General features: G+C 59.3%; 22 protein-coding genes. 5 read left to right on the plus strand and 17 right to left on the minus strand.

Annotated features, from left to right (window positions below):
* Positions 1 to 18 precede the first annotated feature (18 nt).
* The 7 genes from BMZ67_RS16645 to BMZ67_RS16675 all read right to left on the minus strand — a co-directional run bounded on the left by BMZ67_RS16645 (position 19) and on the right by BMZ67_RS16675 (position 6,673).
* Positions 19 to 600 carry a DUF2845 domain-containing protein gene (locus tag BMZ67_RS16645; RefSeq protein ID WP_245750021.1) on the minus strand — a complete coding sequence of 194 codons (582 nt, stop codon included), beginning with the start codon at positions 598 to 600 and terminating at the stop codon, positions 19 to 21.
* 32 nt (positions 601 to 632) lie between these two features.
* On the minus strand, positions 633 to 2,324 hold the full coding sequence (locus tag BMZ67_RS16650; protein ID WP_092025862.1) for an HAD family hydrolase: 1,692 nt from the start codon (positions 2,322 to 2,324) through the stop codon (positions 633 to 635).
* An 88-nt stretch (positions 2,325 to 2,412) separates the two neighbouring features.
* Complete coding sequence (locus BMZ67_RS16655) at positions 2,413 to 2,913, minus strand: hypothetical protein (RefSeq protein ID WP_092025865.1); 501 nt, start codon at positions 2,911 to 2,913, stop codon at positions 2,413 to 2,415.
* Positions 2,914 to 2,962: 49 nt separating this feature from the next.
* A complete protein-coding gene (locus BMZ67_RS16660) occupies positions 2,963 to 3,421 on the minus strand; it encodes an ATPase (RefSeq protein ID WP_092025868.1) in 459 nt (152 codons plus the stop codon).
* A gap of 205 nt (positions 3,422 to 3,626) precedes the next feature.
* Complete coding sequence (locus BMZ67_RS16665; RefSeq protein WP_092025871.1) at positions 3,627 to 4,370, minus strand: copper resistance protein B; 744 nt, start codon at positions 4,368 to 4,370, stop codon at positions 3,627 to 3,629.
* Positions 4,367 to 6,082, minus strand: coding sequence for a copper resistance system multicopper oxidase (locus BMZ67_RS16670; protein ID WP_092025874.1), 1,716 nt, complete (start codon positions 6,080 to 6,082; stop codon positions 4,367 to 4,369). The genes BMZ67_RS16665 and BMZ67_RS16670 overlap by 4 nt, the downstream gene beginning before the upstream one ends.
* Before the next feature lie 18 nt (positions 6,083 to 6,100).
* The gene (locus tag BMZ67_RS16675) at positions 6,101 to 6,673 is read right to left on the minus strand and encodes a cupredoxin domain-containing protein (protein WP_092025878.1); all 573 of its coding nucleotides are present in this window, start codon (positions 6,671 to 6,673) and stop codon (positions 6,101 to 6,103) included.
* A gap of 195 nt (positions 6,674 to 6,868) precedes the next feature.
* Between BMZ67_RS16675 and BMZ67_RS16680 the strand changes: the two genes are divergently transcribed.
* Together BMZ67_RS16680 and BMZ67_RS16685 are read left to right on the plus strand one after the other, a co-directional pair.
* Positions 6,869 to 7,534, plus strand: a complete 666-nt coding sequence (locus BMZ67_RS16680) for a response regulator (protein WP_092025881.1) — start codon at positions 6,869 to 6,871, stop codon at positions 7,532 to 7,534.
* The gene (locus BMZ67_RS16685) at positions 7,521 to 8,876 is read left to right on the plus strand and encodes an ATP-binding protein (protein ID WP_092025886.1); all 1,356 of its coding nucleotides are present in this window, start codon (positions 7,521 to 7,523) and stop codon (positions 8,874 to 8,876) included. Before BMZ67_RS16680 ends, BMZ67_RS16685 begins: the two co-directional genes overlap by 14 nt.
* Before the next feature lie 42 nt (positions 8,877 to 8,918).
* Here BMZ67_RS16685 and BMZ67_RS16690 read toward each other — a convergent pair whose 3' ends face one another.
* Positions 8,919 to 10,268, minus strand: coding sequence for a hypothetical protein (locus BMZ67_RS16690; protein ID WP_092025889.1), 1,350 nt, complete (start codon positions 10,266 to 10,268; stop codon positions 8,919 to 8,921).
* 183 nt (positions 10,269 to 10,451) lie between these two features.
* On the minus strand, positions 10,452 to 10,619 hold the full coding sequence (locus BMZ67_RS18625) for a hypothetical protein (RefSeq protein ID WP_175481955.1): 168 nt from the start codon (positions 10,617 to 10,619) through the stop codon (positions 10,452 to 10,454).
* Between the two features lie 204 nt (positions 10,620 to 10,823).
* On the opposite strand from BMZ67_RS18625, the gene BMZ67_RS16695 reads away from it, so the two are divergent.
* Positions 10,824 to 11,753: a LysR family transcriptional regulator gene (locus tag BMZ67_RS16695; RefSeq protein ID WP_092025891.1), complete on the plus strand. Its 930-nt coding sequence runs from the start codon at positions 10,824 to 10,826 to the stop codon at positions 11,751 to 11,753.
* Positions 11,754 to 11,828: 75 nt separating this feature from the next.
* Here BMZ67_RS16695 and BMZ67_RS16700 read toward each other — a convergent pair whose 3' ends face one another.
* The 8 genes from BMZ67_RS16700 to BMZ67_RS16735 all read right to left on the minus strand — a co-directional run bounded on the left by BMZ67_RS16700 (position 11,829) and on the right by BMZ67_RS16735 (position 18,754).
* Positions 11,829 to 12,869 carry a hypothetical protein gene (locus BMZ67_RS16700; protein ID WP_139214392.1) on the minus strand — a complete coding sequence of 347 codons (1,041 nt, stop codon included), beginning with the start codon at positions 12,867 to 12,869 and terminating at the stop codon, positions 11,829 to 11,831.
* Positions 12,870 to 13,032: 163 nt separating this feature from the next.
* Positions 13,033 to 14,007 (minus strand): hypothetical protein, encoded by a 975-nt coding sequence (locus BMZ67_RS16705; protein WP_092025897.1) that lies wholly within the window; start codon positions 14,005 to 14,007, stop codon positions 13,033 to 13,035.
* Positions 14,007 to 14,330, minus strand: coding sequence for an antibiotic biosynthesis monooxygenase family protein (locus tag BMZ67_RS16710; protein ID WP_092025900.1), 324 nt, complete (start codon positions 14,328 to 14,330; stop codon positions 14,007 to 14,009). Before BMZ67_RS16710 ends, BMZ67_RS16705 begins: the two co-directional genes overlap by 1 nt.
* 56 nt (positions 14,331 to 14,386) lie before the next feature.
* Positions 14,387 to 15,532: an ABC transporter permease gene (locus BMZ67_RS16715; RefSeq protein WP_092025903.1), complete on the minus strand. Its 1,146-nt coding sequence runs from the start codon at positions 15,530 to 15,532 to the stop codon at positions 14,387 to 14,389.
* Complete coding sequence (locus tag BMZ67_RS16720) at positions 15,529 to 16,461, minus strand: ABC transporter ATP-binding protein (protein ID WP_092025905.1); 933 nt, start codon at positions 16,459 to 16,461, stop codon at positions 15,529 to 15,531. Before BMZ67_RS16720 ends, BMZ67_RS16715 begins: the two co-directional genes overlap by 4 nt.
* Before the next feature lie 4 nt (positions 16,462 to 16,465).
* On the minus strand, positions 16,466 to 17,416 hold the full coding sequence (locus tag BMZ67_RS16725; RefSeq protein ID WP_092025908.1) for an HlyD family secretion protein: 951 nt from the start codon (positions 17,414 to 17,416) through the stop codon (positions 16,466 to 16,468).
* A 131-nt stretch (positions 17,417 to 17,547) separates the two neighbouring features.
* Complete coding sequence (locus BMZ67_RS16730) at positions 17,548 to 18,381, minus strand: CPBP family intramembrane glutamic endopeptidase (RefSeq protein ID WP_092025910.1); 834 nt, start codon at positions 18,379 to 18,381, stop codon at positions 17,548 to 17,550.
* A 19-nt stretch (positions 18,382 to 18,400) separates the two neighbouring features.
* Positions 18,401 to 18,754: a hypothetical protein gene (locus tag BMZ67_RS16735; protein ID WP_092025913.1), complete on the minus strand. Its 354-nt coding sequence runs from the start codon at positions 18,752 to 18,754 to the stop codon at positions 18,401 to 18,403.
* 298 nt (positions 18,755 to 19,052) lie between these two features.
* Between BMZ67_RS16735 and BMZ67_RS16740 the strand changes: the two genes are divergently transcribed.
* Positions 19,053 to 22,241, plus strand: coding sequence for a hypothetical protein (locus BMZ67_RS16740; RefSeq protein ID WP_092025916.1), 3,189 nt, complete (start codon positions 19,053 to 19,055; stop codon positions 22,239 to 22,241).
* Positions 22,242 to 22,249: 8 nt separating this feature from the next.
* Entirely contained in the window at positions 22,250 to 24,013 is a 1,764-nt protein-coding gene (locus BMZ67_RS16745) for a hypothetical protein (protein WP_139214393.1), read from the plus strand.
* Positions 24,014 to 24,069 lie beyond the last annotated feature (56 nt).

Genomic DNA, 24,069 nt, shown 5'->3' on the forward strand with positions numbered 1-24,069 from the left:
GATGGCAGGCCCCCGGATTCAACGGGGCTTGTCATCGGTACGAACCTCAACCACCAGGCCATTCTGCAGCACCACCACCCGGCGAAACTCGTTACGCCCAAATTCATAGAGCCATTCCTTGACCGGCATTACCACCACACCAGCGCCCGGGTAACCCGGCCAGCCAGCGTCAAAGGAACGCCAGTACACCCGCTGGGACAAGGCCTCGCCACACCGGCTCAACACCTCGTATTCACTCAGCCCCTCCCGCAGGAAACCGCTGGAACACCGCTCACCACTACCGGTGACAAAACCGTAGCCAAGGGACTCCTCCCGATACAGCTTGCCGTCGCGGAACTCCAGCCGCCGGATCAGCCGGTGCGGCCCGGGGTTGTAGTACCAGTGTTCGATGGTGTCGGTGACCCCCAGGCCTGGCACCGCGGCAGACGGATACACTGCAATATGGTCAGGCTCACCGCAGCGCTCCCGCACCTCCACCGGCCAATCGCCAATATCCACCAGGGAATTGCCACAGCGAAATGCGGCGGTCGCAGGCCAGGTTTGCAAGGCCAGAAGCAGCACCAACGGGAGTAACCGGTTCGCAGAGAACATGACCACCATGACCAGCCCTCCCCCTTTCCCTACCCCATCCCCTAACCCGCCGGGCCGATTTCGCAGGCCAGCACCAGCGCCCAGAATTCCGAGAAATCGTTGACCACGACGTCGGGCTTGTCCGGGTGCTGGTGGGTACCGGGGAATATCTTGTTGAGCCAGGGCAGGTCCCACTGGGCACCATTGAAGAACACTGCGGTCATGCCCGCGCGCTTGGCGGCGATGATATCGGTGGTGCTGTCGCCCACGTACCAGACACTGGGGTCAGCCGGATACTCAAGGTTATGGGCGGCCAGCAGCAGCTGGTCAGGATGAGGTTTGCGGAGCGGCGTATCGTCGCCACAGACATTGGTGTCAAACAGGTGGGCCCACCCCGTGCCTTCAACGGCGCCGAGTTCGTGTTCGAAGAATTCCCGGTCCCGGTTGGTGATCAAACCGACCTGAATGCCAAGACGCCGCAACGCCTCCAGCATGTCCCGCACCTTGGGCTCAAAGGGCTTTACGGTGCCGTAATGGTTGCGGTAGTGACGGTTGAACGCTGTGTGGGCGACCTGTTTGGCCTCCTGGTCTTCGCCGAACAGCACTTCGAATATATCGGTGCGGGAGATCTTGCGATCGGCTTTGACCTTGGGGTGCAGGGCGGCAAACTCCCGGACGTAGGCCACCAGACGGGCGTCTTCCGGGGTCTTGCTGTCCTCCGGCATCACCATCCGTTCCATCAGGTTCAGGGATTGGAACTCCGGCAGCATGTCGTCCACTGCGTGGTACATGGCATCCAGGGTATCCACCAGGGTGGCGTGCCAATCGAACAGGATGATGGCGGGCCGGATCAGCTTGGCCACCGCCGGGTGCCAATCGGCTTCGAGCCGTGGCTCCGGCGGCTCCGGTGGCGGGTGGTACGGCGGCCGGACAGTCTCAGGCTCGACGGCAAAGGCCTGAGGGTGGTTGCGGCTGAGCAGGTCCAGCCCGGACATCAGGTCGTCGAAACTGTCGAGGATGGCATGGGGTGAGTTGCGATGACTGAACCAGCTCTCTATCCGCTCCGGCTCCCAGCAGGCGCCGTTGTAGAACACCCGGGTGATGCCCGCGTGGGCCGCAGTGATCATGTCGACAAAGCTGTCCCCCACATACCAGGCGCTGTCGTCTGCGGGCAGCCCCAGGTTATCCAGAGCCTTTAACATGATTTCCGGGTCCGGTTTGTAGTGGGTCACGTCATCCGCACAGACCGTGGTATCAAACAGGTTCGCCCAACGGCCACTGTCCACCGTGCGAATTTCGGTGTCGAGGAACTCCCGGTTGCGGTTGGTGGCCACCGCCAGCTTGATGCCCATTTCCTTGCAGGCTTCCAGATAATCGTAGACACCTTCCTGGAAGGGGCGAACCTGGCCAAAGTACTTTCGGTAGGCCTGATTGTAGGCCTCATGGGCGATCAGCCGTGCGTCCTTGTCATCGCCGAAAATGGCGTTGAAGATATCGGTGCGGGATACCCGGCGCTCGGCCAGGATTCGGGGATGCAACCTTCGGTACACGCGGATATAGCGCACCAGGCGGGCATCGTCCGGGGTCAGGCACTTGTCTTCCGGCAGCAGCCGCTCCACCAGCCCAAGGTCTTCCAACTGCGGCAGCATGTCTTCCATCGCACTGAACATGGCATCACTGGTGTTGACCAGGGTGCCATGCCAGTCAAACATCAAGACTCGGGGGGGCGAGATCTCGTCGGAAAATCGAGCCATACGCAGGCCTCCTCCTGAAGCATTGGGAATCCACCACTGCCTTCAGTTAAGGTCATTTTTCCCCTGAGCACCAAACTCCAGCGGGAGACTATTGGCCCCGCATCATCTCCCGCTGATTTTGCAGCATCTGCTCCATCATCAACTGCATCTGGTCAATGCGCCGCTCCATCTGTTGCATGCGCCGATCCTGATTCATTGCTCCAGGCCCCTGACCTTGTGCACCGGGGTTGCGATTCGGGTTCATCATGCCCTGATTCTGACCGGGCATCTGACCGGTTCCGTTCATCATCCCCCGTCCCATCATGCCTTGCCCCATCATGCCGCCATGCATCTGATACATATAGCGCTGCATCAGTTCCATGTGCTCCGCCATCAGCTCCTGACGTTTTTCGAGAGACCCTTCCTCATGAATGGACTCCATAAGCTCATGCATCTCCTCCATGTTCTTTTCCATGTGCTCATACATCTCATCCGGGTCTCCCATTGGCATGTTGCCCGGGGCCCAGTTTTCATGGCCATAGTGAGCAAAGGCCGGAACAGCGACAGCGCCAATAATTGACGCCAGTACAACGGGCTTCCAGTTAATCATGGCAATTCTCCTGAGAACGGTTACAACAACACAGTGATCGCTGACTTGTTCAAACGTCATCCATGCGACCAACCTGGCGGGCCAGCCGCATGGCTTCATGCTGCTCCATATCAAGCAATGCTTGCAGCAAATCCTGGGCCTCAGGGATATCGGCTTTGCTCACCAGGGTCTTGTACAGGTCCATGATCTGGTCGTGGAAGCTGAAAACTTCCCGACTGATCTCATCAAAGCTCATTTCGGCATAAGGCCGGGAGCAGGAACGATGGGTCTCCAGCGGCTGGTGGTTCAGGTAGTCGTAAACCCGGGTGTCCATTGCTTTGCCATCGCCCTGATGCTCAAACTCGGCAACCACCTTCGCCAACTCCGCTTCATGGGCTGCCAGATACTCCAACAACATCTGGGCTCGCTCCTGTTTATGCGTTTCAGCACAATGGGACAGACACTCAGACAGGTGCTGGTGCAGATCCCGGGTCCAGTCGATCAGCTCACGAAAGGTCTTGATTTCCATAGTAGGCAGTTCCCCCTTGCTCTCATGTTATCTAACCAGAGTTGACTGAATTAAAACTGAAAAATTCACCATGACAGTGATTATCCACCGGCAATTTGACGCAGGTCAGTCATCGGACCAGAAGCACACGCCAGTCGCGCTCACCCATAAAAAAACCGGTAATGGACTACCATTACCGGCTTCATTGATGAGTAAAAACCAACACTCAGAACATCAGCTTAGCACCAATCACCGAAAACCATTGCTCGCGATCTCCACCACTGGCCCGGGTGAAATCAGCGGTATCGCCGTACTGGTTTTCATGGACCACGCCAAGGTAGGGAGAAAAGCTCCGGTCCCAAAGGTCGTAGCTCAGTCGCAGCCCGGCTTCGGTGCTGTTGAGCCCACGCCCCACACCAATCTCTTCATCCTCATCAATCCCATAAACCACTTCGAGCGAGGCGATGAGGGTCAGGTAGTTGGTGAACAACAACTCGTACTCAGCATCGAGCTCCGCCAATGCATCGCCGTCATCACTGAGGTAGAGGCTCGCATCCACTTCGAACCACAAGGGTGCCAGCCCGGAAACACCGAGCACACCATAGGTGCGATCCGGGCCTTCCGGCGTGTCAAACCGCACCCCCAGCTTGGCATCAAAGAAGTCCGACACCGGGGTCTGCACCAGCAACTGGTTCTCCAGCTGCTCATAGGCATCGTGTTCCTGCTCGTATTCGCCTTTGGTGAGCCAGCGGAGCTTCAGTTCATCACGGCCATAGAACAGGTCGCCGTCCCAGGTGAACAGGGTGTCATCCTCGTCACTGTAGCGATACTCGACTTCCTCGAACTGAGCCCCCCAGAAATAACGGGCAGACTGGGTATCTTCCTGTTCACTGCCGGCAGCCTGAGCTGTCGCCAGCGGAGCAGCCATCAACAGAGCGAGCCAAGAGGTGGCGACCATGTGTCTGATCATGCCTCACCTTCCTGGCCGTCAACGGCCTCCGCTTCTCCGTCAGCGACCGAATCCGGGCCACCTTCCACAATGACCTTGCGGAACATGCCGGAGGCTGCGTGATAGGAGAGGTGACAGTGGAATGCCCACTCGCCGGGAGCATCGACTTCCGTTTCCATATACACAGTCGTGGCTGGGGCGACACTGATCACGTGCTTGATCGGGTTCCATTTGCCCTGGCCTACGTCGAGGATCGACCACATGCCATGGAGGTGCATGGGGTGGGTCATCATGGTTTCATTGACGAACTTGAAGCGAACCCGCTCCCCGTATTGCAAACGGATCGGGTCGGCATCTTCGTATTTCACACCATTGATGCTCCAGACATACCGTTCCATATTGCCGGTCAGTCGAAGCTCAATCTCACGGGTCGGCTCCCGTTCTTCATACAGTGGTCGCTGTGCCCGCAGATCGGTGTAAGCCAGGAAACGGCCACCATCTGCAGCTTCGGGGATCAGCCCGCTGCCATCGGCATAGAACGGGTTGTCGTCTGCCTCAGGCATGGCATGCCCCATGGCCGCATGATCCATCACCATGGTGGAGCCAGACATATCCATACCGCTGTGATCCATGGTCATGCTGCTGTCATTACCAGGCATGTCACCATGGTCCATGCCACTGTGATCCATACCACTGTGTCCCCCCATATCCGCCATCGTCAGCAACGGCGCTGGACGCAGTTCGGGAACCTCGGCACTCATGCCTGCCGCCGTCGCCAGGGTGCCACGGGCATAGCCGGAGCGCCCCATGGACTCAGCAAAGATCGTGTAGGCTCGATCTTCCCGGGGGCGAACGATCACATCGTAGGTTTCCGCTACACCAATCCTGAACTCATCGACCGTGACCGGCTGGACATAGTTGCCATCGGCTTCCACCACGGTCATTTCCAGGCCCGGGATGCGCACATCGAAGTACGTCATCGCCGATGAGTTAATGAAGCGCAGCCGGATTCGCTCACCAGGCTCGAACAGTCCGGTCCAGTTCTGCTCCGGACTTTGCCCGTTGATCAAACCAACGAAGCCCTGAACATCTTCAATATCGGCCTTCATCATGCGCATATCACCCCACATCAGCCTGTCCTGCAGGGTGGACCAGAAGCCCTGGTCCGCCACGTCGGAAAAGAAGTCCCCAACGGTCTGCTGCTGGCGGTTGTAGTAGTCTGCCGACATTTTCAGGTTCCGCAGGATCCGATCACCGGAATGCGGGTGCTTGTCGGTCAGCTGTACCACGTATTCACGATCGAAACGAAACGGCTCCCGCCCTTCCGGCTCAATGATAATCGCCCCGTAGGCACCATCCGGTTCCTGAAAGCCACTGTGGCTGTGGAACCAGTAAGTCCCGTTCTGCACGATGGGAAACCGGTAGGTAAACGTTTCCCCGGGCTCAATGCCGTCAAAACTGATGCCGGGCACGCCATCCATCTGAAAAGGCAGGACCAGCCCATGCCAGTGGATGGACGTGGACACGTCCAGGTTATTGGTGACGTGGATAGTGACATCCTCGCCCTCTTTGAAACGCAGAACAGGCCCTGGCGAACTGCCGTTATAGCCGATGCCTGATTTGGTGAATTCCCCGGTGTCGATCATCACCCTGTCGACCGTCAGGTTGTATTCGCCTGCCTGGGCGGTCCAGGACAGCAGGCAAGCCAGCACAAATAGAGCCAATACTTTCATAATGAACGCCTACGCCCTTCAGATATCGATTTCGCCGTACATGCCCGCCTGGTAATGCCCCGGGACATTACAGGCAAACTCCAGGCTGGACTGCTGACTGAAGGTCCAGATGATCTCCCCACTCTGGCCAGGTTCCAGCAACACGCTGTTGGGGTCGTCGTGCTTCATGGTATGGCCATTGCCCATGTCCATGTTCATCATGTCGTGATCAATACGGTCACCGAGCAGCACGCCGTGCTCCACCATCATCATCATTTCTTTCTGGTGAGCCTGGTGCATAGCCGCCGTACCGATGTTGAACTCATGAACCAGGGCCCCCTGGTTCGTCACCCGAATGCGCACAGTTTCGCCCTGGCTGACATCGATCACTTCAGGCTCGTAGTAGTTGTCGTACATGGTGATATCGACGGTACGAACCACATCCTCGGCCTTGCCCGGCTGGCCAATGCTACCGGCACTATGGTGCCCATCTGCGGCGTGGCCGCCCTCTTCTCCGTGGTGGCCACCACCGTGGGCACCCGCGGCAAAGGCTCCGGCCGACAGGCCCAGGGTCACAGCAGAAACAAGAACTTTCAGCGACAGGGACGTCATACACGCTCCGTTTAATTATCTTCGTTAATCACATGGTTACGTTGTCAATCGGACAACCACCGTTCACACTGACGAGTACTCTGCCGGACAAAACTGAATTCTTTCTGAAAGCCTCCACCGGAAAGCCGTTTCAGTTTGAATTCAGCCGGCCACCGTAGACTTGCGGGTTTGGGAAAATCGCGGGAACACCACTGTATGCGTTTGCTGCTTGTAGAAGATGACCCACTCCTGGCCGAAGGGCTGGCACGACAGCTGGCCAATGCCGGCTACAGCGTGGATTGTGCGGAGACCGCCGCCCAGGCACGCCAGCTGGGCAATCAGGAAGAGTACCGGATCGCCATACTCGACCTGGGGCTGCCAGACGGCAACGGTCTTGATGTACTGCGGCACTGGCGCGATCAAAAGCAGGCACTGCCAGTACTGATCCTGACCGCCCGGGGGGACTGGCAAGACAAGGTCAATGGATTGAAAGCCGGTGCCGACGACTACCTCGCCAAACCGTTCCAGACCGAGGAATTACTGGCTCGTCTCAATGCCCTGATCCGCCGCAGCGAAGGCCGGGTCGAGAGCTGTCTCAGAGTTGGGAACTACGAACTGGATGAAAACCGCCAGTGGATCAAAACACCCAATGGCGAAGAACACGCCCTTACCGGCACCGAGTTCCGGCTGCTGCGCTGCCTGATGAGCCGCCCCAAGCAAGTCTTTTCGAAGGAAGATCTAATGGAACAACTGTACAACCTCAACGAAGCGCCGTCAGACAACACCATTGAGGCTTACATACGCCGCCTTCGCCTGCTGATCGGCAAGGAGGCCATTCTCACCCAACGTGGCCAGGGTTACCGCTTCCATGCTCCGGACTAGCCCCGCTCGTTCGATACGTACGACACTGTTTACCTGGCTGTTGCCCGCCGCTGTTGTGGTGATCGCCCTGGCCTGGCTGATCCATGGCCAGTTGCTGGCGCACATGTCCCGCTCATTCGCCGAGTCACGACTGCTTGAAGAAGCCAACTTCATTGAGCACCAACTGAGAAAATCCTGGGGAAACGACCAACCGCTTGGTGAAGCCGGCCGCTCGGTGGAGGAGGTTTTTCACCATGCGTTTGCAATCGGGACGGAAGGCCAGCGCCATATCTCTCCGGAAATCTGGCAACCGGCCCTGGCACCGCTGCTTGCATCCAGGGTCACCGGCACCATCAGCGGCAAAGCTGAATTAATCGGCGCAACATCCGCTACCTCCTTTCTCGCCTATCGCCGCAGTGGAAATATCGATGGCAGCCCATTCACCATCGTTGTCGCCGAAGATCTGACCGTACTGACGCAGGGGGAGAAAAGTCTCCATCTGTGGACAGCTGCCTTGTCGGGCGCCCTGTTGTTGATGCTGATTGGCATGATATTCCTGGCGGTGCACCTGTCCCTGCGCTCCGTGAAAGGCATACAGCAGTCGCTACTGGCACTCCAGGCGGGAGAACGGGAACGGCTGGATCAGGACACCCCGGTGGAATTTGCGCCTCTGACGGGCCAGATCAACGGCTTGCTCGACACCCTTGAGCAGCGACTCCACCATTCCCGAAATGCCCTTGCCAACCTGTCCCACAGCATTAAGACGCCGATTGCCGCCGTTCGTCAGGTGCTCGAAGACGACCAACGGCCACTGGACAAGCCGTCAAGGCAGCAACTGGTTCGCAAACTGGCCACCATTGACCAGCAGCTTGAAGCTGAACTGCGGCGGGAGAGAATTGCCGGCCCGCGGATCGGCCACCGCGCACATCCGGTCAAACAGGCAAGAGAGCTGCTTTGGATGTTGGGGCGACTGTATCCAGATAAGCGCTTTGACCTCACCACCGACCTGCCGCCAGACACGGTCTGGCCGGTTGACGAGCATGATCTCAATGAAATGCTTGGAAACTTGCTGGACAACGCCGGCAAATGGGCCACAACGCAAATTATCCTGGAACTGGCCGACACTGGTCAAAGGTGGGTGGTGCGGGTGAAGGATGATGGCCCCGGGGTTGAGGCATCGCAACTCAAGCAGCTGGGCACCCGTGGGGTTCGCCTCGACCAGCAAACGCCCGGCCACGGCATTGGCCTCGCCATCGTTCGCGACCTCGCTGGCCGCTACCAGGGATCGCTGACGTTCGGGATCACCAATTCCGGCGGGCTGGAGGCCTGCCTGGAGCTTCCGGCCACACTCACAACCCCATAAAAAAGGCAGGTCGACGTACGCCGACCTGCCTTTAGCTCGCTCTTATCGATGCTGAACCGACAGTGAGTAGATACCGCCGTTCTCTTCGTAGCTGCGAGCCGTTACGCGATAAACGCCTGGCTGGAAGGTCCCGGTGATGCGAGAGTTGTAGTTGTCACCGCCATCATCGTCCTCGGCACGGAAACCGTCCGGGCCCTCGACCGCCAGCACTGAGTCCAGCCTGGTGGATTTCATATCGATCTGATACACGCCTTCCGCTTCAATGGTCAGTGAATAGGTGTCAGAACCTGAACGCATCCACGCATTGATTTCCGAACCGACCTCCAGGGTATCGGTATCGGTAATGTCGATATCCATGTTGGAAATTTCGATGGTGTACAGACCGGTGCTCCGCTCTTCGTAGCTGCGAGCCGTTACGCGATAAACGCCTGGCTGGAAGGCCCCGGTGATGCGAGAGTTGTGGTTGTCACCGCCATCATCGTCCTCGGCACGGAAACCGTCCGGGCCCTCGACCACCAGCACTGAGTCCAGCCTGGTGGATTTCATATCGATCTGATACACGCCTTCCGTTTCAATGGTCAGTGAATAGGTGTCAGAACCTGAACGCATCCACGCATTGATTTCCGAATCGACCTCCAGTGTATCGGTATCGGTAATGTCGATATCCATGCTGGAAATGTCGATGGTGTACAGACCGGTGCTCCGCTCATAGGAGGTTGCCGTCAGGGTGTACTCACCCGGTGCCAGTATGTCATCAAGGCTGGCGTTGTAATCCTCACCACCATCATCGTCTTCCGCGCGGTAGCCGTTAGGGCCCTGCAATACCAGCTTGGTGTCAAAGTCGCCGGAGGTCATGTCGATCTGGTAGGCACCGGCGGTTTCCACGGTCAGGGTATAGGTACGCGGTTCCATCTGCAGCCAGCCCATGGTTGAGCCCGGCACACTGAGTTCGCCGGTATCGTTCAACTCAATAGTTCTGGAGACAAGTTTGAACGGGCCATAGCTGTCAGCCGTCGCGCCACTGACCACCACTGCGTAGTCGCCGCTTTCCTCGGCACGGAAGCGCAACGGCGACGCACTCGCCAGCAGCTCATCCTGGTCATCGTACAGCGACATTATGCCTTCAATGCTGCCATCGATCTCAATCTCAACCAGTCCCCCCTCAGCCAGCGACAGCCGGTAGGACTGGTATCGACTGCCATCCTTGACGTTGAGCGGGCTTTGCGTCGTCAGTTCACCACGCAAGCGCTCACCCACTACTAACTTATCAGCGCTGCTACCAACAATGGTCACTCTGGTATCAGAATCCGGGGTCGACAGCGGGCAGCCGGCCAGCATGGTCACCGTCGCGGCACCCAGAGCACCTTTAACCAGAGAAGAAGCCTTACTCATAATTTATCCCTGTACTTCCATAACTTGATGAATTTATGGGCACTTGCCGTGCGCCTTCCTTGCAGGAAATCAAACGGGCTACATCATAGCCGTTTATTCCGCCCAAGTTGAAGTTAGCGAAATTATCTTCCCGTTTTCGGATGAACAACTTCAGCCATCGACGGGCCACAGGGTTTCAGCCACTCAGGCACGCCAGAATGGCTTGCCGGCCTCTTCCAGCAAACTGCCTGCGGGCAGGCCAACATCCCGTTCCGCGTCAAAGGCCGATATTTCCCGCAGCTGGCGCCTCAACTGCGCCCGCGACCGATGGCGTTGCCACCACACTGTCAGAATTTGCCGAATCCGTTGCATCCTGCGTTTACCAGGCGAGGGCAAAGTAACGGGTTCATATGGCTCCAGTGGAGGAATGAATAGGGGTTTCTTTGCTTCGGCATGAGACGATTGCATGGTGTTTCCCTCCAGGAAATGTGAATTGAGGCAGGCCTGCCATTCACATTAAACTGCTGCTATAGAGGGCAATCCATCAGTCTTAATTGAAGGGAGCGTTCGCAAAACATGAATATAAAACTCGATAAGCTACGCTCCTTTGTACTGGTGGCTGAGGAGGGCAACCTGACGCGGGCGGCCAAGCGTCGGCACACCACCCCTTCCGCCGTCAGCGAACACCTGCGCCAGTTGGAAGAACTGTTCGGCCTCAGCCTGTTTGAGCGTTCGCCCCGGGGAATGATGCTCACCGACGCGGGTAAAACCATGCTGGTCCCGGCCCGCCAGGCGCTGCAACAAATCAAAGAGCTGGACGAAACCGCCCGGCGCCTGCGCAGCGAAACCCCTACCCGGCTGTTCATGGGGCTGAATGCCCCACCGGAATACCTCAAGGTGGACCAGATGCTACGACTGGCCGCCAGGGAGCTGCCGGATGTAGCCCTCGAGCTGTGTACCAGCTCGTCGTTTTTCATTGCCGAGCAGGTCCGTAATGGCGACATGGACCTGGGCTTTGTCTACGGTGAATTTGCCGATGATGACATTCACAGCATCGCCCTGGCCCCTATCCGGGTGTGCGTGGTGGGGCCAACCGACGGCTGCCTGGCGTTCCCCGAATCCCTGTCAGAACGGCGGGCCCTGCCCTGGATCTGGCCGTCAGCCAACTGCCCATTTTCGAAGATGATGCCCGACCTCCTCGGCGGAGGACGCGAGCAAGCCACCGTTGTGACCAGTTCCGAGGACGAACACACCACCTTGTCGATGATCCGTGCCGGGCTGGGCTATGGCGTTGTTGAAGGTGAACTGGCTGATCACTGGGCAGAACGAGGCGGCATTCGCATCTACCCACAACCGGAAATGAGTGTTCGGCTCAATTTGTTGATCCGCAGGGACCAACTGGAACGCCGGAGCAACGCAGCGATTGCCGCTCTGATCGACCGGCTTTGGCACCCGGTGCCAGCAAACAGCGATACCGAGGCTGTGGGCGAAGTGACGACCCCATAAAAAAAGGCAGGTCAACATACGCTGACCTGCCTTTGAGCATTGCGGCAAGCCTCACGGCCTGCCTTAAGCCCGCTCTTATCGACGCTGAACCGACAGAGTGTAGATACCGCCATTCTCTTCGTAGCTGCGAGCGGTTACTTGATAAACGCCCGGCTTGAAGGTTTCGGTGATACGGGAGTTGTAGTTGTCACCGCCATCATCATCTTCAGCATAGAAACCGTCGGGGCCTTCGATAGCCAGAACCGAGTCCATGCTGGTGGAGCGCATATCCAGCTGGTAGACGCCTTCTTCAGCGATGTTCAGGGTGTAGCTGTTGGGCGAGGAACGCATCCAGCCATTGATTTCAGAGTTCACTTCCAGGGTATCGGTTTCGGTGATCTCGATATCCAGGCTGGAAATCTCGATGCTGAACAGACCAGCGCTTTGCTCGTAGGAGGTGGCAGTCAGGGTGTACTCACCCGGCTCCAGCATGTCGCCGATGCTGGCGTTGTAATCCATGCCGCCGTCATCGTCTTCGGTGTGGTAGCCGTTAGGGCCCTGCAGCACCAGCATGGTGTCAAAGTCATCGGACAACATATCGATCTGGTAGGCACCAGCGGTTTCCACGGTCAGCTCGTAGGTGCGCGGTTCCATCTGCAGCCAGCCCATGGTGGAGCCAGGAACAGTCAGCACACCGGTGTCATTCAGCTCCATGCTCTTGGAACGAATATTGAACGGGCCGTAGCTGTCGGCGGTCAAACCGCTGATAACCACCGCGTAGTCACCACTTTGATCAGCCCGGAAACGCAGCGGCGAGGCGCTGATCAGCAGGTCATTCTGGTCGTCGTACAGGGACACAACGTTTTCCACGCTGCCATCCACTTCAATCTCAATCAGGTCACCCTCTTGCAGGGACAGGCTATAAGCCTGGTAACGGCTACCGTCCTTGAAGTTGAGCGGGCTTTGGGTGGTCAGTTCACCACGGGAACGCTCCCCGATCACCAGCTTTCCATCAGTGCTGCCAACGATGGAAGCGCCGCCACTGCTTGCGCCACTCATGGCCTGACATCCTGCCAGCATAACTACGGCTACACCGCCCAGGGTGCCCTTTACCAGAGAAGAAGAATTCTTGCTCATATACTATCCCTATACATCCTTAGTTTGACGATTGACTGGGCACACAATGCACCCATTCCTTGACGGAAATCCAACGACCTACATCATAGCGATAAATTCTTGTCTTATCGTTGAATTTTGAAAAATTTTGTAGAATCTTCCGGGGTCAGATCAGCCCCGGAGCTCAGGCGAGCTTCAGGTCATCATGGGCCTGACAAAGACGGTCATGCAGTACCCGTACCCTCTCGGCCTTGGGGTCAACCGTCCGGCTGCCGTAGCTGGCTTCAAAACGGCAGGCCGCATAATCCCGGGCCTTCTTGCTGTAGTCCTGAATCCAGGCATTGCGAGCGGGCATCCGCTCCGGACGAATCGGCCAAATCCCTGGCCGGGGCGTTAGCCGCTCCAGGCCAATACGCCAGGGCTTGGGACTGACCCTGGCCCGGAAACACTTCTGGTTGCGGCACATCTGCAGGTACAGTGGGTCCGCTTTCAGCGCCAGCAACAGCTGACGACTGTCCTCCGACATCGGGTCATACGTGGTGTGCATGGCCAATACCCGGTAACCCATGGGCGTGCGGTATAGCCTGAGATGAACGTCGGGATGACGCTGGGCGTAAGTTTCAACAGCACTACGAACAAGCGCAGGTTGACCTCCGTGGCGACGCTCATGCCATCGCACCAGCGTTCGGGCCAGCCCGCCCGAGCCCCAAAGTCCCAGGCCGGCAACGCCAACAAACAGCCAGCCGGAGCCCGCAGCCACCGCCAGTGCAGCGGCCAGCACCAAAACAATCAGCACAATGGCGAAGGTCAATCGCGTCGGCGGGTTCTGGGGAAAGTCGATATCGGCAAACAACACGTCCGGGGTGTTCAGGCACAGCGCGCCGTAGACGTTGCGGGTCATGACCGTTTCGCCATCACGGGACACGACCTCTTCCCGAATGGGAAGCCCCTCGGCACCGTTGTACGTCAGTTTGTGGTCAACACGGCGAACACGCTCACCAGCCCGGGCTCGGGTCATAGCCTCTTCGGCCCGCTGCCGGGCATGGGCTTCAGCCGCAGCCTCGCTGTCATCGGACCAACCAAAACGTTTGATGGTCACCTGCGCGCCGCTGATCCGATCTTTGACTTTGGCCTCTGCCCAATACTGGGGAACGATCATTACTTCTCCTTGTAACCTGCTGGCATCACCACCCACTCAGGGTCTTCAAATGAGCCTACCCGGTGAATTTCGACGAACGGGGCCGCGCTGCGGATGATACCTGCGATGCGTTCATCATGCTGGGCTTCCATCGCATCCCGGGCCGCCTTGCTGTCCCAGTGGGCGATGGCAATCAGGCCATTGGGATCTCCAATTTTCCGGTGCAGTTCCGTGCCTCGGGCCCCCGGCGCCTGCTGAATCAGTTCCGACGCCCGGACCCAGACATCCGCATACTGCTCGGCGGTATACCCTTCCTTGATGCGGACTTCGAATATGTATTTCATACGCCCCCCTTGTTCCTGCCTAATGACTCTTTCGTATCGAGCCATTCATCTGGCCGTCAGTCCAGCCGCTTTTTGAACCGCAACGACGCCAGCACCAGCCCCAGAACGGTGAAGCCGAGCAACCAGAACGCATCGTCAGACATGTCCGCCAGACTGGCATCCCGCAACACCACACCACGGACAGCCCGCATGAAGTGTGTCGCCGGCAGCACCTCAGCAATATGCTGGGCCAGCTCCGGCATGCCCTCGTAGGGAAACATGAAGCCCGACAACAGAATCGATGGCATCAAAACAAACACGGTCATCTGCATGGCCTGCAGCTGGTTTGACGCCAGCGTCGAGATCACCAGCCCGAGGGACAAGCTCGCCGCGATAAACAGACCGGTAATGGCCGCCAGGTGACCAAGGCCACCGACCACAGGCACCTGGAATACCCAATACCCCAACCCCAGGATGATGGAGACCTGAACAAACCCGATGAACACATACGGAATGATCTTTCCGAGCATCAGTTCCATCGGACGGACGGGTGTGTTGATCAGCATTTCCATGTTGCCACGCTCCCGTTCCCGCACGATGGCGGCCGACGTGAACATGATCATCGTCATGGTCAGGATAATACCCACCAGCCCGGGCACAATGTTGACCACGGTTCGTTGTTCGGGATTGAAATAGAGTGCCACTTCAAAGGTGGGCACATTCCGGTTGGCCGGCTGGCGAAACAGCTCCTGCAGAGGCATGGCGCGAAGCCCCTTGATGGCTGCGGCGATCATGGTATCGGAGCCATCCACCACCCATTGCGCCACTGGGCGGCTGGTTTCCTGATCCGTCGATGGCGGGGAGCCCAACCCCACCGCAGGGTGGCGGGCCACCCGCTCACTGAGGTCCGCCGGAATAATCAGTGCGGCCCTGACCGTGGCATCCACAATCGCGGCCTCGGCCTCCTGCGGCGTGGCATAACGCTCGGTGAACTCAACCACCTGGGTGGCCGCTATGGTTTGCATCAATACCCGCGACAAGCCACTGTTGCTCTGATCCACCACGGCGACCGGGATATGCCGGATGTTGGTATTGATTGCAAACCCGAACAACAGCAGCTGGATCAGCGGGATCATCACCACCATGCCAAAGGTCATTCGGTCCCGCCGCAGCTGGGTCAGCTCCTTGGCGATGATGGCCAGAATACGCCGGAGCCCGTTCACTGCCCCTCCCTGGCTGCGCCGGTGCAGGTCACAAACACGTCCTCCAGACTCGGCCGCACCGCTTCCAGGCTGGTCGCCATCCGGGCTTGCGGCAGCCCCGCCAGCCATTGCTGCGGACGCTCAACCCGGTCATCAACCAGCACGCGTAAGCGCGCACCAAGCTGTGCCGCAGACACCACCTCCGGCAGTCCCAACAAGTCCTGTTTGAGCTGCCGCAGATCGGGGGCCTCCAGCTCAACCACCCGCGCGCCCATGGTGGCCATCAGCACCTCTGGTGGCCCATCAGCCCGCTTCTGCCCTGAGTCCAGAATGGCCAGCCGGTGGCATCGTTCGGCCTCGTCCATATAGTGGGTCGACACCAGGATGGTGGTGCCACGGTCGCACAGGTCAAACAACTGCTCCCAGAAGTCACGCCGGTTCTGGGGATCGACCGCAGAGGTTGGTTCATCAAGAAACAGCAGGCTCGGGTTGTGGAGGGTTGCCGCAGCCAGGGCTAGGCGTTGTCGTTGCCCCCCACTCATACTGCCTGCCCGCTGTCTGGCCAGTGCCTCCAGGCCATAGGTCGATAGAAGCTGCTGAATCCGCTTGCGGGCTTCCCTGAAGCCAAGGCTGTAGATTCTGGCCACAAACTGGAGGTTTTCCCACACGGTCAGGTCTTCATAAAGGGAAAACCGCTGGGTCATGTAGCCGATCTGCCGCTTCAGCGCCTCGGCCTCTTGCGGCAGTGAAAGCCCCAGCACTGAAACGTGGCCATCGGACGGTTTGAGCAATCCGGTCAGCATCCGAATGGCGGTGGTTTTGCCGCTGCCGTTCGGCCCCAGAAACCCATAGATGGAGCCGCTCGGCACCTGGAGATCGAGACTGGACACGGCGGCCAGCTCGCCGAAGCGACGGGTAAGTGCCGTAGCCTCGATTGCCCATTGCGTCATTGAATCACTCCCCCGCCGGCATCCGGGCCTGTACCGGCACGCCGTTCGGCAGGTCGGCGGCAGACGGCGGCAACTGGATCTCCGCCAGGTACATCAACCGGCTTCGCTCCTCCTGGTTAAGCGCGTAATAGGGAGAGAACGCCGGGTCGGTACTGATCCAGCGGACGGTACCTTCAAAGGCGTCCGTCAGGCCATCCACCTGCACAGGGAGAGTGTCCCCCTCGCGGATTCTGACCCGGTAGGGTTCAGGCACATACACCCGGGCAAAGGGCACATCACCGGCCAGCACCACCGCCACCGGGCTGCCCACCGTAACCCGTTCGCCAAGGTTCCAGGGCAGGCTATCGAGCAGTCCGTCGCGGGTTGCGGTAATGGTCAGATCGTTCAGGCGCTTGCGTTCGCTGGCCAACATAGCCTGGGCAGCGTCCAGCTCTGCAGAGCCCATGCGCAGGTCCTCCTCCCGGGTGCCATTGGTCAGTTCACGCAACTGCTCCTGGGCGCTCCGCAGGTTGGCGCTGGCTGAATCCCGGTTGGCCAGTGCACGATCCAGCTCAGCCTGGCTGACCATCTGGCGGGCTCGCAGGTCACGATTTCTGAGGTAGGTATGCTGGGCGTCAACCAGGGTTGCCCGTGTACCCTCTACCCGGGCCTGTGCCGCAGCCACTTCCTCTTCCCGGGCACCGTTGCGCAACTTTTCCAGGTTGGCTTCGGCCCGGGCAACATTGGCCTGGGCCTGGGCCACCATCGCCTGCTGCTGGCGCGTGTCGAGCTGAACCAGCAGGTCGCCTGCGGCCACCATACTGCCTTCGGCAACCGGCAGTGCAACAATGACTTCGTTCACCGTCGCCGTGTGGGCCACCCTATCCCGCTCCAGGGTGCCAAGGGCCACGGGGGCAGAGCGGTCACTGCAAGCAGTGAGCAATACGCAAATCAGAATGACGACTGTCCATTTCATGCATGACCTCACGTCACGGGCGAAGCTCAGTGATCAATCGGTTGATGATTCGATCATAGGACAAAACCAGGGGCCGGCGCGATGCGAAGGCTCCTGCCGGGGCGCTGAACTCACAAACCTGGTCGCGTTCGTCAGGCCGAAAACGGGTATGTGAACAACATCAGGTGAGACAGGTTGAGCAGCCAGTGAACCAGAACGGCCCAGACCAGCCGCCCCGTCCACAAATACGTCAGGCCGTAGACCAGACCTGCCAACGAAGCCACAGCCACAAAGCTCCAGCCGCCGGGCACATGGGCCAGACCAAACAACAGCGACGTGCCCAGCAAAGCCACAATCCAACCAAAACGGATCTGTAACTGGCGCTGTACCAGACCCCGGAACAGCATTTCTTCGGCTATGCAGGTATTCAGCAAGTTGGCAATCGCAAACACCCAGAACCATTCGGGAAGCCCGTGCTGCCAGTGCACCAGCTCCAGCACTGTCGCCAGCAGCATCACCAGTGCCAGGCCGGCCAGCAACAAAAACGGAGTCAGCAAGGGCAGGAACCCGCGCCTTGGTGTCAGGCTCTGGCGTATCATCGGCAGCCAGCCCAACAATGACCAGGCCACCCAGATCTTGTCGTGATTGAAGTAGAGATCGATCGCTACGCTGGCAGGCTTCATGACCACCTGCTCCGCCAGCAGCAGACCGTCATAGCCCGGCGCGGTATGGACCAGCAGGGGTAGGCTCGCACCGCCCCACAGGGCGAAATGGAGGTATCGCAAGCCGTTCCGGGCCGGGCGTTCCACCATCCAGGCCGACAGCAGCAGGTATCCGAGGACATACACCGAAAACTGCCAGGAACTGTAACCCACCCACAGCGCCAGCAAGCAGGCCAACAAAGCACCGCCATAACGCAACCGGCGATCCAGACTCAGGCCGGAAGCAATCAACAGCACCGAATAGGCAATTCCAAATGCCAGCATGTATCAGCCTAAAAGGACGTTATAGGGGCCGGGCACCCTGCTTGCCCCGACTCTGCTCAACCGATTCAAGAATGGTCGCTGCCCGAAACCCGTATTCTGTGTCCGGGTACTTATAAGCAAGATAGCCATACAGGGCCAAAGCCGTCTGGTAGTCCTCCAGGTTCTGATAGCTCACGGCTTTCATGAATAGCAACTGCGCCCGTTGGTCATCGCTGTAGTCGTAGGCGTTCAACGCCCGGTCAGCAATGGCTATGGCATCGGCATAATCGCCATCGGCGAGGTTGTCCTGAACCCGGATAATAGCGCCGTCCCTCACCATGGATGCACAACCGACCAACATAACCGCCAATAACACCACCAGCACTGACTTCATGCTTACTTCTCCCTTTGAAGCTGGACACCCGGGCCTGGGCAGTAACATCGCAACGTCCGGCGGACGCCCGTTATTCGGCCTACCTTATCTCAAACCCCAGAGCGTTCACCAGTTGGGAAACGGCACAACGGGGTTCATAGGCAATTGTCACAATTACCAGGTCCCGCTGACCGGCAGCACCACCATCGCCAGCGACCGAGAATGTAAAGACCGGCAAAAGAATAGAAAAAACAACTTTTATATCAACTACCTACTGGTACTATTTCGCCTTTACCCCTGAACAGCGGCGAGCCTTCTGATGAACCAGTTCGACAAGCACATCCACATTCCCCTGAACCCCTCCAGTACCGACAGCATTCGCCACGCACTGGTTCGCTACCAAGAGCTGCTCCAGTCCGGCGACGCTTTCCGCCAGGAGTTTGGGCTGATGTTCAACGTCGAGTTTGTCGCCGAGACAGAGAACGGCCACCGCCGCCTGCAGCCCGACGATGCCGGAAAGAATCAGAAACTGTTGGCCTTCGCCCTGGAGATCACCCGGGAAGGCACCCACAAGGAAGTGGAAGCGGATGAGGAAACCTACATCAGTGAACCGATCCTGTTCGCCCGGGCGCTGACCTATCCGGAACTGACACCGGAGCTGCTGCGCACCGCCGAGGCCATGGTCGCCTTTGCCCGCCGCCGTAACGACAGCGCCGATTTTTGGGTCGACGACATGTACGTGTTTGGCCTCGAAGCCCTGTTCATGCTGGCCATCGAGCACGAAGAAACCGCCTGGCTGCTGGCCAGTTTCTTGATTCCGTACTGGGATACCGAACATGAGCACGCCCACGCCGAACTGATGCCCATCCTGGTTCAGGCCGGCGGCTGGACCCGCGACCTGATCAAGGCCTACGTCTACTGCGACAACACCGAGGTTCGCCGCACCTTCAACCATCCGGGCAACACCCCGGACCTGGCGGATTACCTGCAGCAGCACCCCGAAGACTACGACTGGTTCTGCAACCAACTGGCCGAACGTCTGCGCCGGCAGCCGTTGCTGGCTCACCCCGGCGAAGCCCCCAAAGGCGAGGCCTTCCCGGTACTGACCTTCTTCCATACCCTACGTGCTCGCTGGCCGGTGGACGCCGACCCGTACGATGAAGGCGACTGGATCGACGAGGTCAGCCAGTTGCCGTTCCTGGACACCACCCTGGAAGGTGCCGCCCTGGCAGTATTCGAGACCGTTCAGCAGCAGACCTCATCGCCCCTGATGGTGGTGGCAGAAGCCCATCAGGAGGATGACGAGTGCGGTGAGCCGTTTGGCAACCGATTCGAGAACGCCCTCAGTTTTGTCGGCAACCTCAACAATGGCCCGGACCTGCGGCGCTATGTCCTGGGCGAACTGACGCCCGACCAAGCCATTGAACTGCTGGCGCGGATAAAGCCCTACGACTTCGATGCCATGGGTCGCTTCGGTACCGGGCCGGATACGCTCTACCCATTTATCGTGAACCTGACAGACTGGCTGGAACCACCGTTCGCCACCGCCGACGTGATCGCGAACTTTCACGACTACTTCGCCTCCCTGCTGCCCAGCCTGCGGGCGAACACTGAGGGCGCAGAACGGAATGAAAATGCCCTGCGCATGCTGGACGTGTTCTGGCGAGCGCTGGGCTGCCCTCAATTCCCCTATCGCCTGTTAGAGAAGCTGCAGGAGTGGTCGTTGCTGAGCGAGGCCGACTACCGCCAGCGCTATCAGCAGCAGCCTGCCGCCGACGACCAGCGCTTTGTCGCCTTTGCCCATAGCCTGGATCGCCTCAACCACTCCGGGGAAGCCCTGCAACTTGCAAGACTCCAGACGCTGGATGACAAGGTCGCGGGGCACAAGGCCCTGCTCGATCCCGGCCATTGGCCTTCTCACTTGGGCGCCTTAACCTACGCCACCTGGTGCGCCCAAAGCCTGACCGTAGCCGACAAGCCTGCGCAGCAACTGACGGCCTGGCTGGAAGCCCGCTTGCCGGAGGCGATGTACGATGCCCTGAGTGACTGGGCAGACAGCGACACCCTGCCCCCGCAACTGCGGGAGTACCTGACCGATCGCCAGCCCGCGCCCTTTGATTCCGCGATCCATCAGGACATGTTCCGGATGCTGGAAAGCAGCCTGCACCGCGATGGCGGCCGGAGTGGGCCCCGTGTATCGGACCAGCAACCCGCCTACGCGCTGTTCCAGTTTGAAGGTGGATTCCAGTTGCCCCTGTTGAGTCTGTTCTGGCTCCAGGTCGCCGGCTGGCTGTCCCGGGTCTCGCCGGAGCTGATGCTGCTGCGGGAACGCTGGTGGCGTCTGATGCTCGACCTGGCTCCCCAGAAAGTGATTCGGCAGATACTGAAACTGCACTCCAACTACCCGCTGTACCAGGGTATTGATGACCCGGCGCTGGAAAACACCCTGCACAATCAGTTGACCAAGAGCGGCGTCCGCGAAGCCGAACTGGACGTTTTCCAGCTGTGCAGCGATGCCCAGGTGGCCGGTTACCGGCCCGCCAATGAACGCTACTGGCAGCGCTACGTTGGCCAGTTGGATCACTTCGGCGAGATCGATCCGGAGGACCGCAGCATGCTGGGCGCCAGTGCCCGCCGGCAGTATGCCGACATGCTCGAGGCGCTGCGTAAACGGGAAGACCGGGACCGCATCCGCTTCTTCACCGACCTCAGGAGTCGTCACCCCGACGCGCCCCTGCCGGACTGGCTGGAAGCCGATTTTGAGCAGGCACTGACCGAGTACCTGGTCGCCAACAGCAAGGTCGACAAGGGTCTGGAGTGGGACCAGGTTGGTCCGGCCAAACGCAAGGTGGGCGAAGAAACTGCGGCCCAGGTACTGGCCTACCTGAACGCGTCCGAGCCATCGCCCGACCGCAAGGCGATCCAGACCCGGCTGAAGAAAACCCTGGATCAGCAGCTCAGCTCTGATACCACCGCGGAAACGCTGGCGGGCCCGCAGTTCTACCTGTGGGGCTTGCTTGACGAGGTGCGCAGCAACCGCTTGCTGACACTGATGCTGAACCATTCCCGCACTGGCCTGAAAATGCTGGACTGGCAGGCCCTGCACCCCACCTATGTGCACCACCTGATCCAGAGCAGCGAACTGACGATGGAGGAGCGCTGGCACCATGAGATCGTCGGCCACAACAGCATCAGCGACCCGGACGTCAGCCAGGAACTGTATCGCCGTGCCGCCGCCTGGGCCCTGCAAAAACTGGAACCGCTGGACATTCCCGACGCCCTGCGCCTAGCCTTTGCCTTCGAGAACGGCATGACCGACTACCTGTTCGAACGTGCCAGCCAGGGCCCACTGCCGGATCTCAGCAAGGCCCTCAACGGCAAGGACCGACAACGCCTGGCAGAACTGCTGGGTACCCGCAGCGAAGCCTGCGAACCGGGCCTCGCCAGCCTGCTGAAAGACAGTTCCAGGGCCGTCGCGGCCCTGGCTTCACGATACCTGAGCAAGTAACGCAGACTATGGACAGAAAAATGGAGCACCCGGAACTCATCCTGTCGCCCCGCAATGACGGTGGCTGGAACCAACTGCAAGTACTCACGCCCTGCGACAATGGCCAGCAACTGATCTGGCAGGCCGAACTGACCGGCAGCGAGCGCAATATCCTCCTAGCCGCGGAGATCGACGGCCGGAACTTCGTGGTGGCCGATCAGGCTGGCCATGTTTTTTTCGGCAACCTCGACACCCAACAATGTCGGAAAGTCTTCACCCTGCCGGTGCATGGTATCTGGGGCGCCTGTTTCCTGGATCAGGAGCGCCAGGAATTCTGGTATTCCGCCACGCTGGCTAAAGAGGGAGCCACCGACGCCCACGGAATACAGGAGGAAGTCGACAAGCTGATGGGCTGGTCGCTACCGGATTGGCAACCGATCGCCGACATTGAACTCCCCAGCTATATTGACCACCGGACCATCGTCCGCCGCACCGATGGCTGCTTCCTGTACTACCACAGCATGGACGGCGAGCACGGTTTCTACCGCTGTAGCCCCGATTCCGGCGCAATCGAACTGCACACCTTGCCGTCGCACCCCATACCTGACATCCACCGCAAGGAACGAGTGATGGCCTTCAGTCCGCGGCTGGGACTGGCCCTATTGCCCGCCATGGACAGGATCACCATCGACGCCGGGGGCGCGCGCCTTGGCTATGGCATGCAGCTGATTGACCTGAACAGTTTTGACATCCTTTGGTCCGACACCGTGCGCTATCTGGCCCAGCAGGCGAGCGGTTGCAACAAGGCAGAGTTCAATTGCCTGCTGAAGCATGCCCGAGGCGAAGAGGTCAACACCGGTGCACTTGAGGACGCATTGGAAGAACTGACCGAGAGTTTGAAAAGGGTGCACTTCTGCGACAACGAAGTCGCCTTCTGGCTCGGTTGGGGGGATACGTTGCAGAAAATCACCCTGGACGCTTCCGGCAAGCACGCCATCACCCAACGATCGGCTCTCTACAAACTGCAACCGGAGCCCGCCCACTTCGGCAATCAAACTAACCCGCTGAACCACGAGGCCTATCACCTGTTTGGCTACAACCTGAAGCAGCTCCCGGACGGTTCGCTGTTGACCATCTACTTCGGGATCGACCAGGTTGACCTGACCCATGGAACGCCCTGCCCGGCCCCGGATGGCTCCGACGATGAATGGCAGCAACTACCCTGCCGGAGCTTGCCGGAACCAGAGCTGATCCTGACCGAGCAACAGGCGCAGGCCTTCACCAACGCCGGCAAACTGACCATTGACGTCAACTACTTCGCCCTGCCCGATGAACTCCTGGACGGCGCCCGCCAGCTTGCCAGCGCCATGCAGGATATTCCCGCCAACGCCAAGGGCCAGCGGCTGGAATTGCTGTTCTGCGACCGGGACGGCGGCGAATGGAACGAACGCCAGTTCGTGTCCCGTACCATAGAGGTGCCGGGGGTGGCGGAGCAACTGGCTACGGCAGTGCGGCTGTTCAACGCGTTCCCTGACGCCGGGTTCCTGCGCAGCGGCGACAGCCAGCCGGCGCTGTCAGACACAGTTCTGGCCCTGGCCGGACACAGCGTGGACCACCTGCCATTGCTGGCGGAGTACTTCAACGTGATCGATGGCGAGCACTGTGCTTTCTTCCACATGGAGCACACCCTGCCACTGATCGAAGAACGCTACGGCCAGCCCGGCAGCAGTACCTACGAACCCTATCGCCAGTTCATCCAGTCGCTGCCGTGGCCATTCAATGGCGAGGAGTAACTCCATGGCACGCCTCAGCCAGTCGAATGCAACCAGGCTGACTCCCCAGGGCCGAG

This window comes from Marinobacter zhejiangensis (assembly GCF_900114775.1).
In the GTDB taxonomy this organism is placed as follows: Bacteria; Pseudomonadota; Gammaproteobacteria; order Pseudomonadales; family Oleiphilaceae; genus Marinobacter; species Marinobacter zhejiangensis.

Excerpts from the sequence above, each read along its gene's own strand:
- BMZ67_RS16735 (WP_092025913.1), bottom strand. The coding sequence starts at position 18,754 with ATGAAGTCAGTGCTGGTGGTGTTATTGGCGGTTATGTTGGTCGGTTGT.
- BMZ67_RS16680 (WP_092025881.1), top strand. The coding sequence starts at position 6,869 with ATGCGTTTGCTGCTTGTAGAAGATGACCCACTCCTGGCCGAAGGGCTG.
- BMZ67_RS16645 (WP_245750021.1), bottom strand. The coding sequence starts at position 600 with ATGGTGGTCATGTTCTCTGCGAACCGGTTACTCCCGTTGGTGCTGCTT.
- BMZ67_RS16705 (WP_092025897.1), bottom strand. The coding sequence starts at position 14,007 with ATGATCGTTCCCCAGTATTGGGCAGAGGCCAAAGTCAAAGATCGGATC.
- BMZ67_RS16665 (WP_092025871.1), bottom strand. The coding sequence starts at position 4,370 with ATGATCAGACACATGGTCGCCACCTCTTGGCTCGCTCTGTTGATGGCT.
- BMZ67_RS16720 (WP_092025905.1), bottom strand. The coding sequence starts at position 16,461 with ATGACGCAATGGGCAATCGAGGCTACGGCACTTACCCGTCGCTTCGGC.
- BMZ67_RS16725 (WP_092025908.1), bottom strand. The coding sequence starts at position 17,416 with ATGAAATGGACAGTCGTCATTCTGATTTGCGTATTGCTCACTGCTTGC.
- BMZ67_RS16675 (WP_092025878.1), bottom strand. The coding sequence starts at position 6,673 with ATGACGTCCCTGTCGCTGAAAGTTCTTGTTTCTGCTGTGACCCTGGGC.
- BMZ67_RS16690 (WP_092025889.1), bottom strand. The coding sequence starts at position 10,268 with ATGAGTAAGGCTTCTTCTCTGGTTAAAGGTGCTCTGGGTGCCGCGACG.
- BMZ67_RS16695 (WP_092025891.1), top strand. The coding sequence starts at position 10,824 with ATGAATATAAAACTCGATAAGCTACGCTCCTTTGTACTGGTGGCTGAG.
- BMZ67_RS16730 (WP_092025910.1), bottom strand. The coding sequence starts at position 18,381 with ATGCTGGCATTTGGAATTGCCTATTCGGTGCTGTTGATTGCTTCCGGC.
- BMZ67_RS16660 (WP_092025868.1), bottom strand. The coding sequence starts at position 3,421 with ATGGAAATCAAGACCTTTCGTGAGCTGATCGACTGGACCCGGGATCTG.
- BMZ67_RS16740 (WP_092025916.1), top strand. The coding sequence starts at position 19,053 with ATGAACCAGTTCGACAAGCACATCCACATTCCCCTGAACCCCTCCAGT.
- BMZ67_RS16700 (WP_139214392.1), bottom strand. The coding sequence starts at position 12,869 with ATGAGCAAGAATTCTTCTTCTCTGGTAAAGGGCACCCTGGGCGGTGTA.
- BMZ67_RS16670 (WP_092025874.1), bottom strand. The coding sequence starts at position 6,082 with ATGAAAGTATTGGCTCTATTTGTGCTGGCTTGCCTGCTGTCCTGGACC.
- BMZ67_RS16745 (WP_139214393.1), top strand. The coding sequence starts at position 22,250 with ATGGACAGAAAAATGGAGCACCCGGAACTCATCCTGTCGCCCCGCAAT.
- BMZ67_RS16655 (WP_092025865.1), bottom strand. The coding sequence starts at position 2,913 with ATGATTAACTGGAAGCCCGTTGTACTGGCGTCAATTATTGGCGCTGTC.
- BMZ67_RS18625 (WP_175481955.1), bottom strand. The coding sequence starts at position 10,619 with ATGCAACGGATTCGGCAAATTCTGACAGTGTGGTGGCAACGCCATCGG.
- BMZ67_RS16710 (WP_092025900.1), bottom strand. The coding sequence starts at position 14,330 with ATGAAATACATATTCGAAGTCCGCATCAAGGAAGGGTATACCGCCGAG.
- BMZ67_RS16650 (WP_092025862.1), bottom strand. The coding sequence starts at position 2,324 with ATGGCTCGATTTTCCGACGAGATCTCGCCCCCCCGAGTCTTGATGTTT.
- BMZ67_RS16685 (WP_092025886.1), top strand. The coding sequence starts at position 7,521 with ATGCTCCGGACTAGCCCCGCTCGTTCGATACGTACGACACTGTTTACC.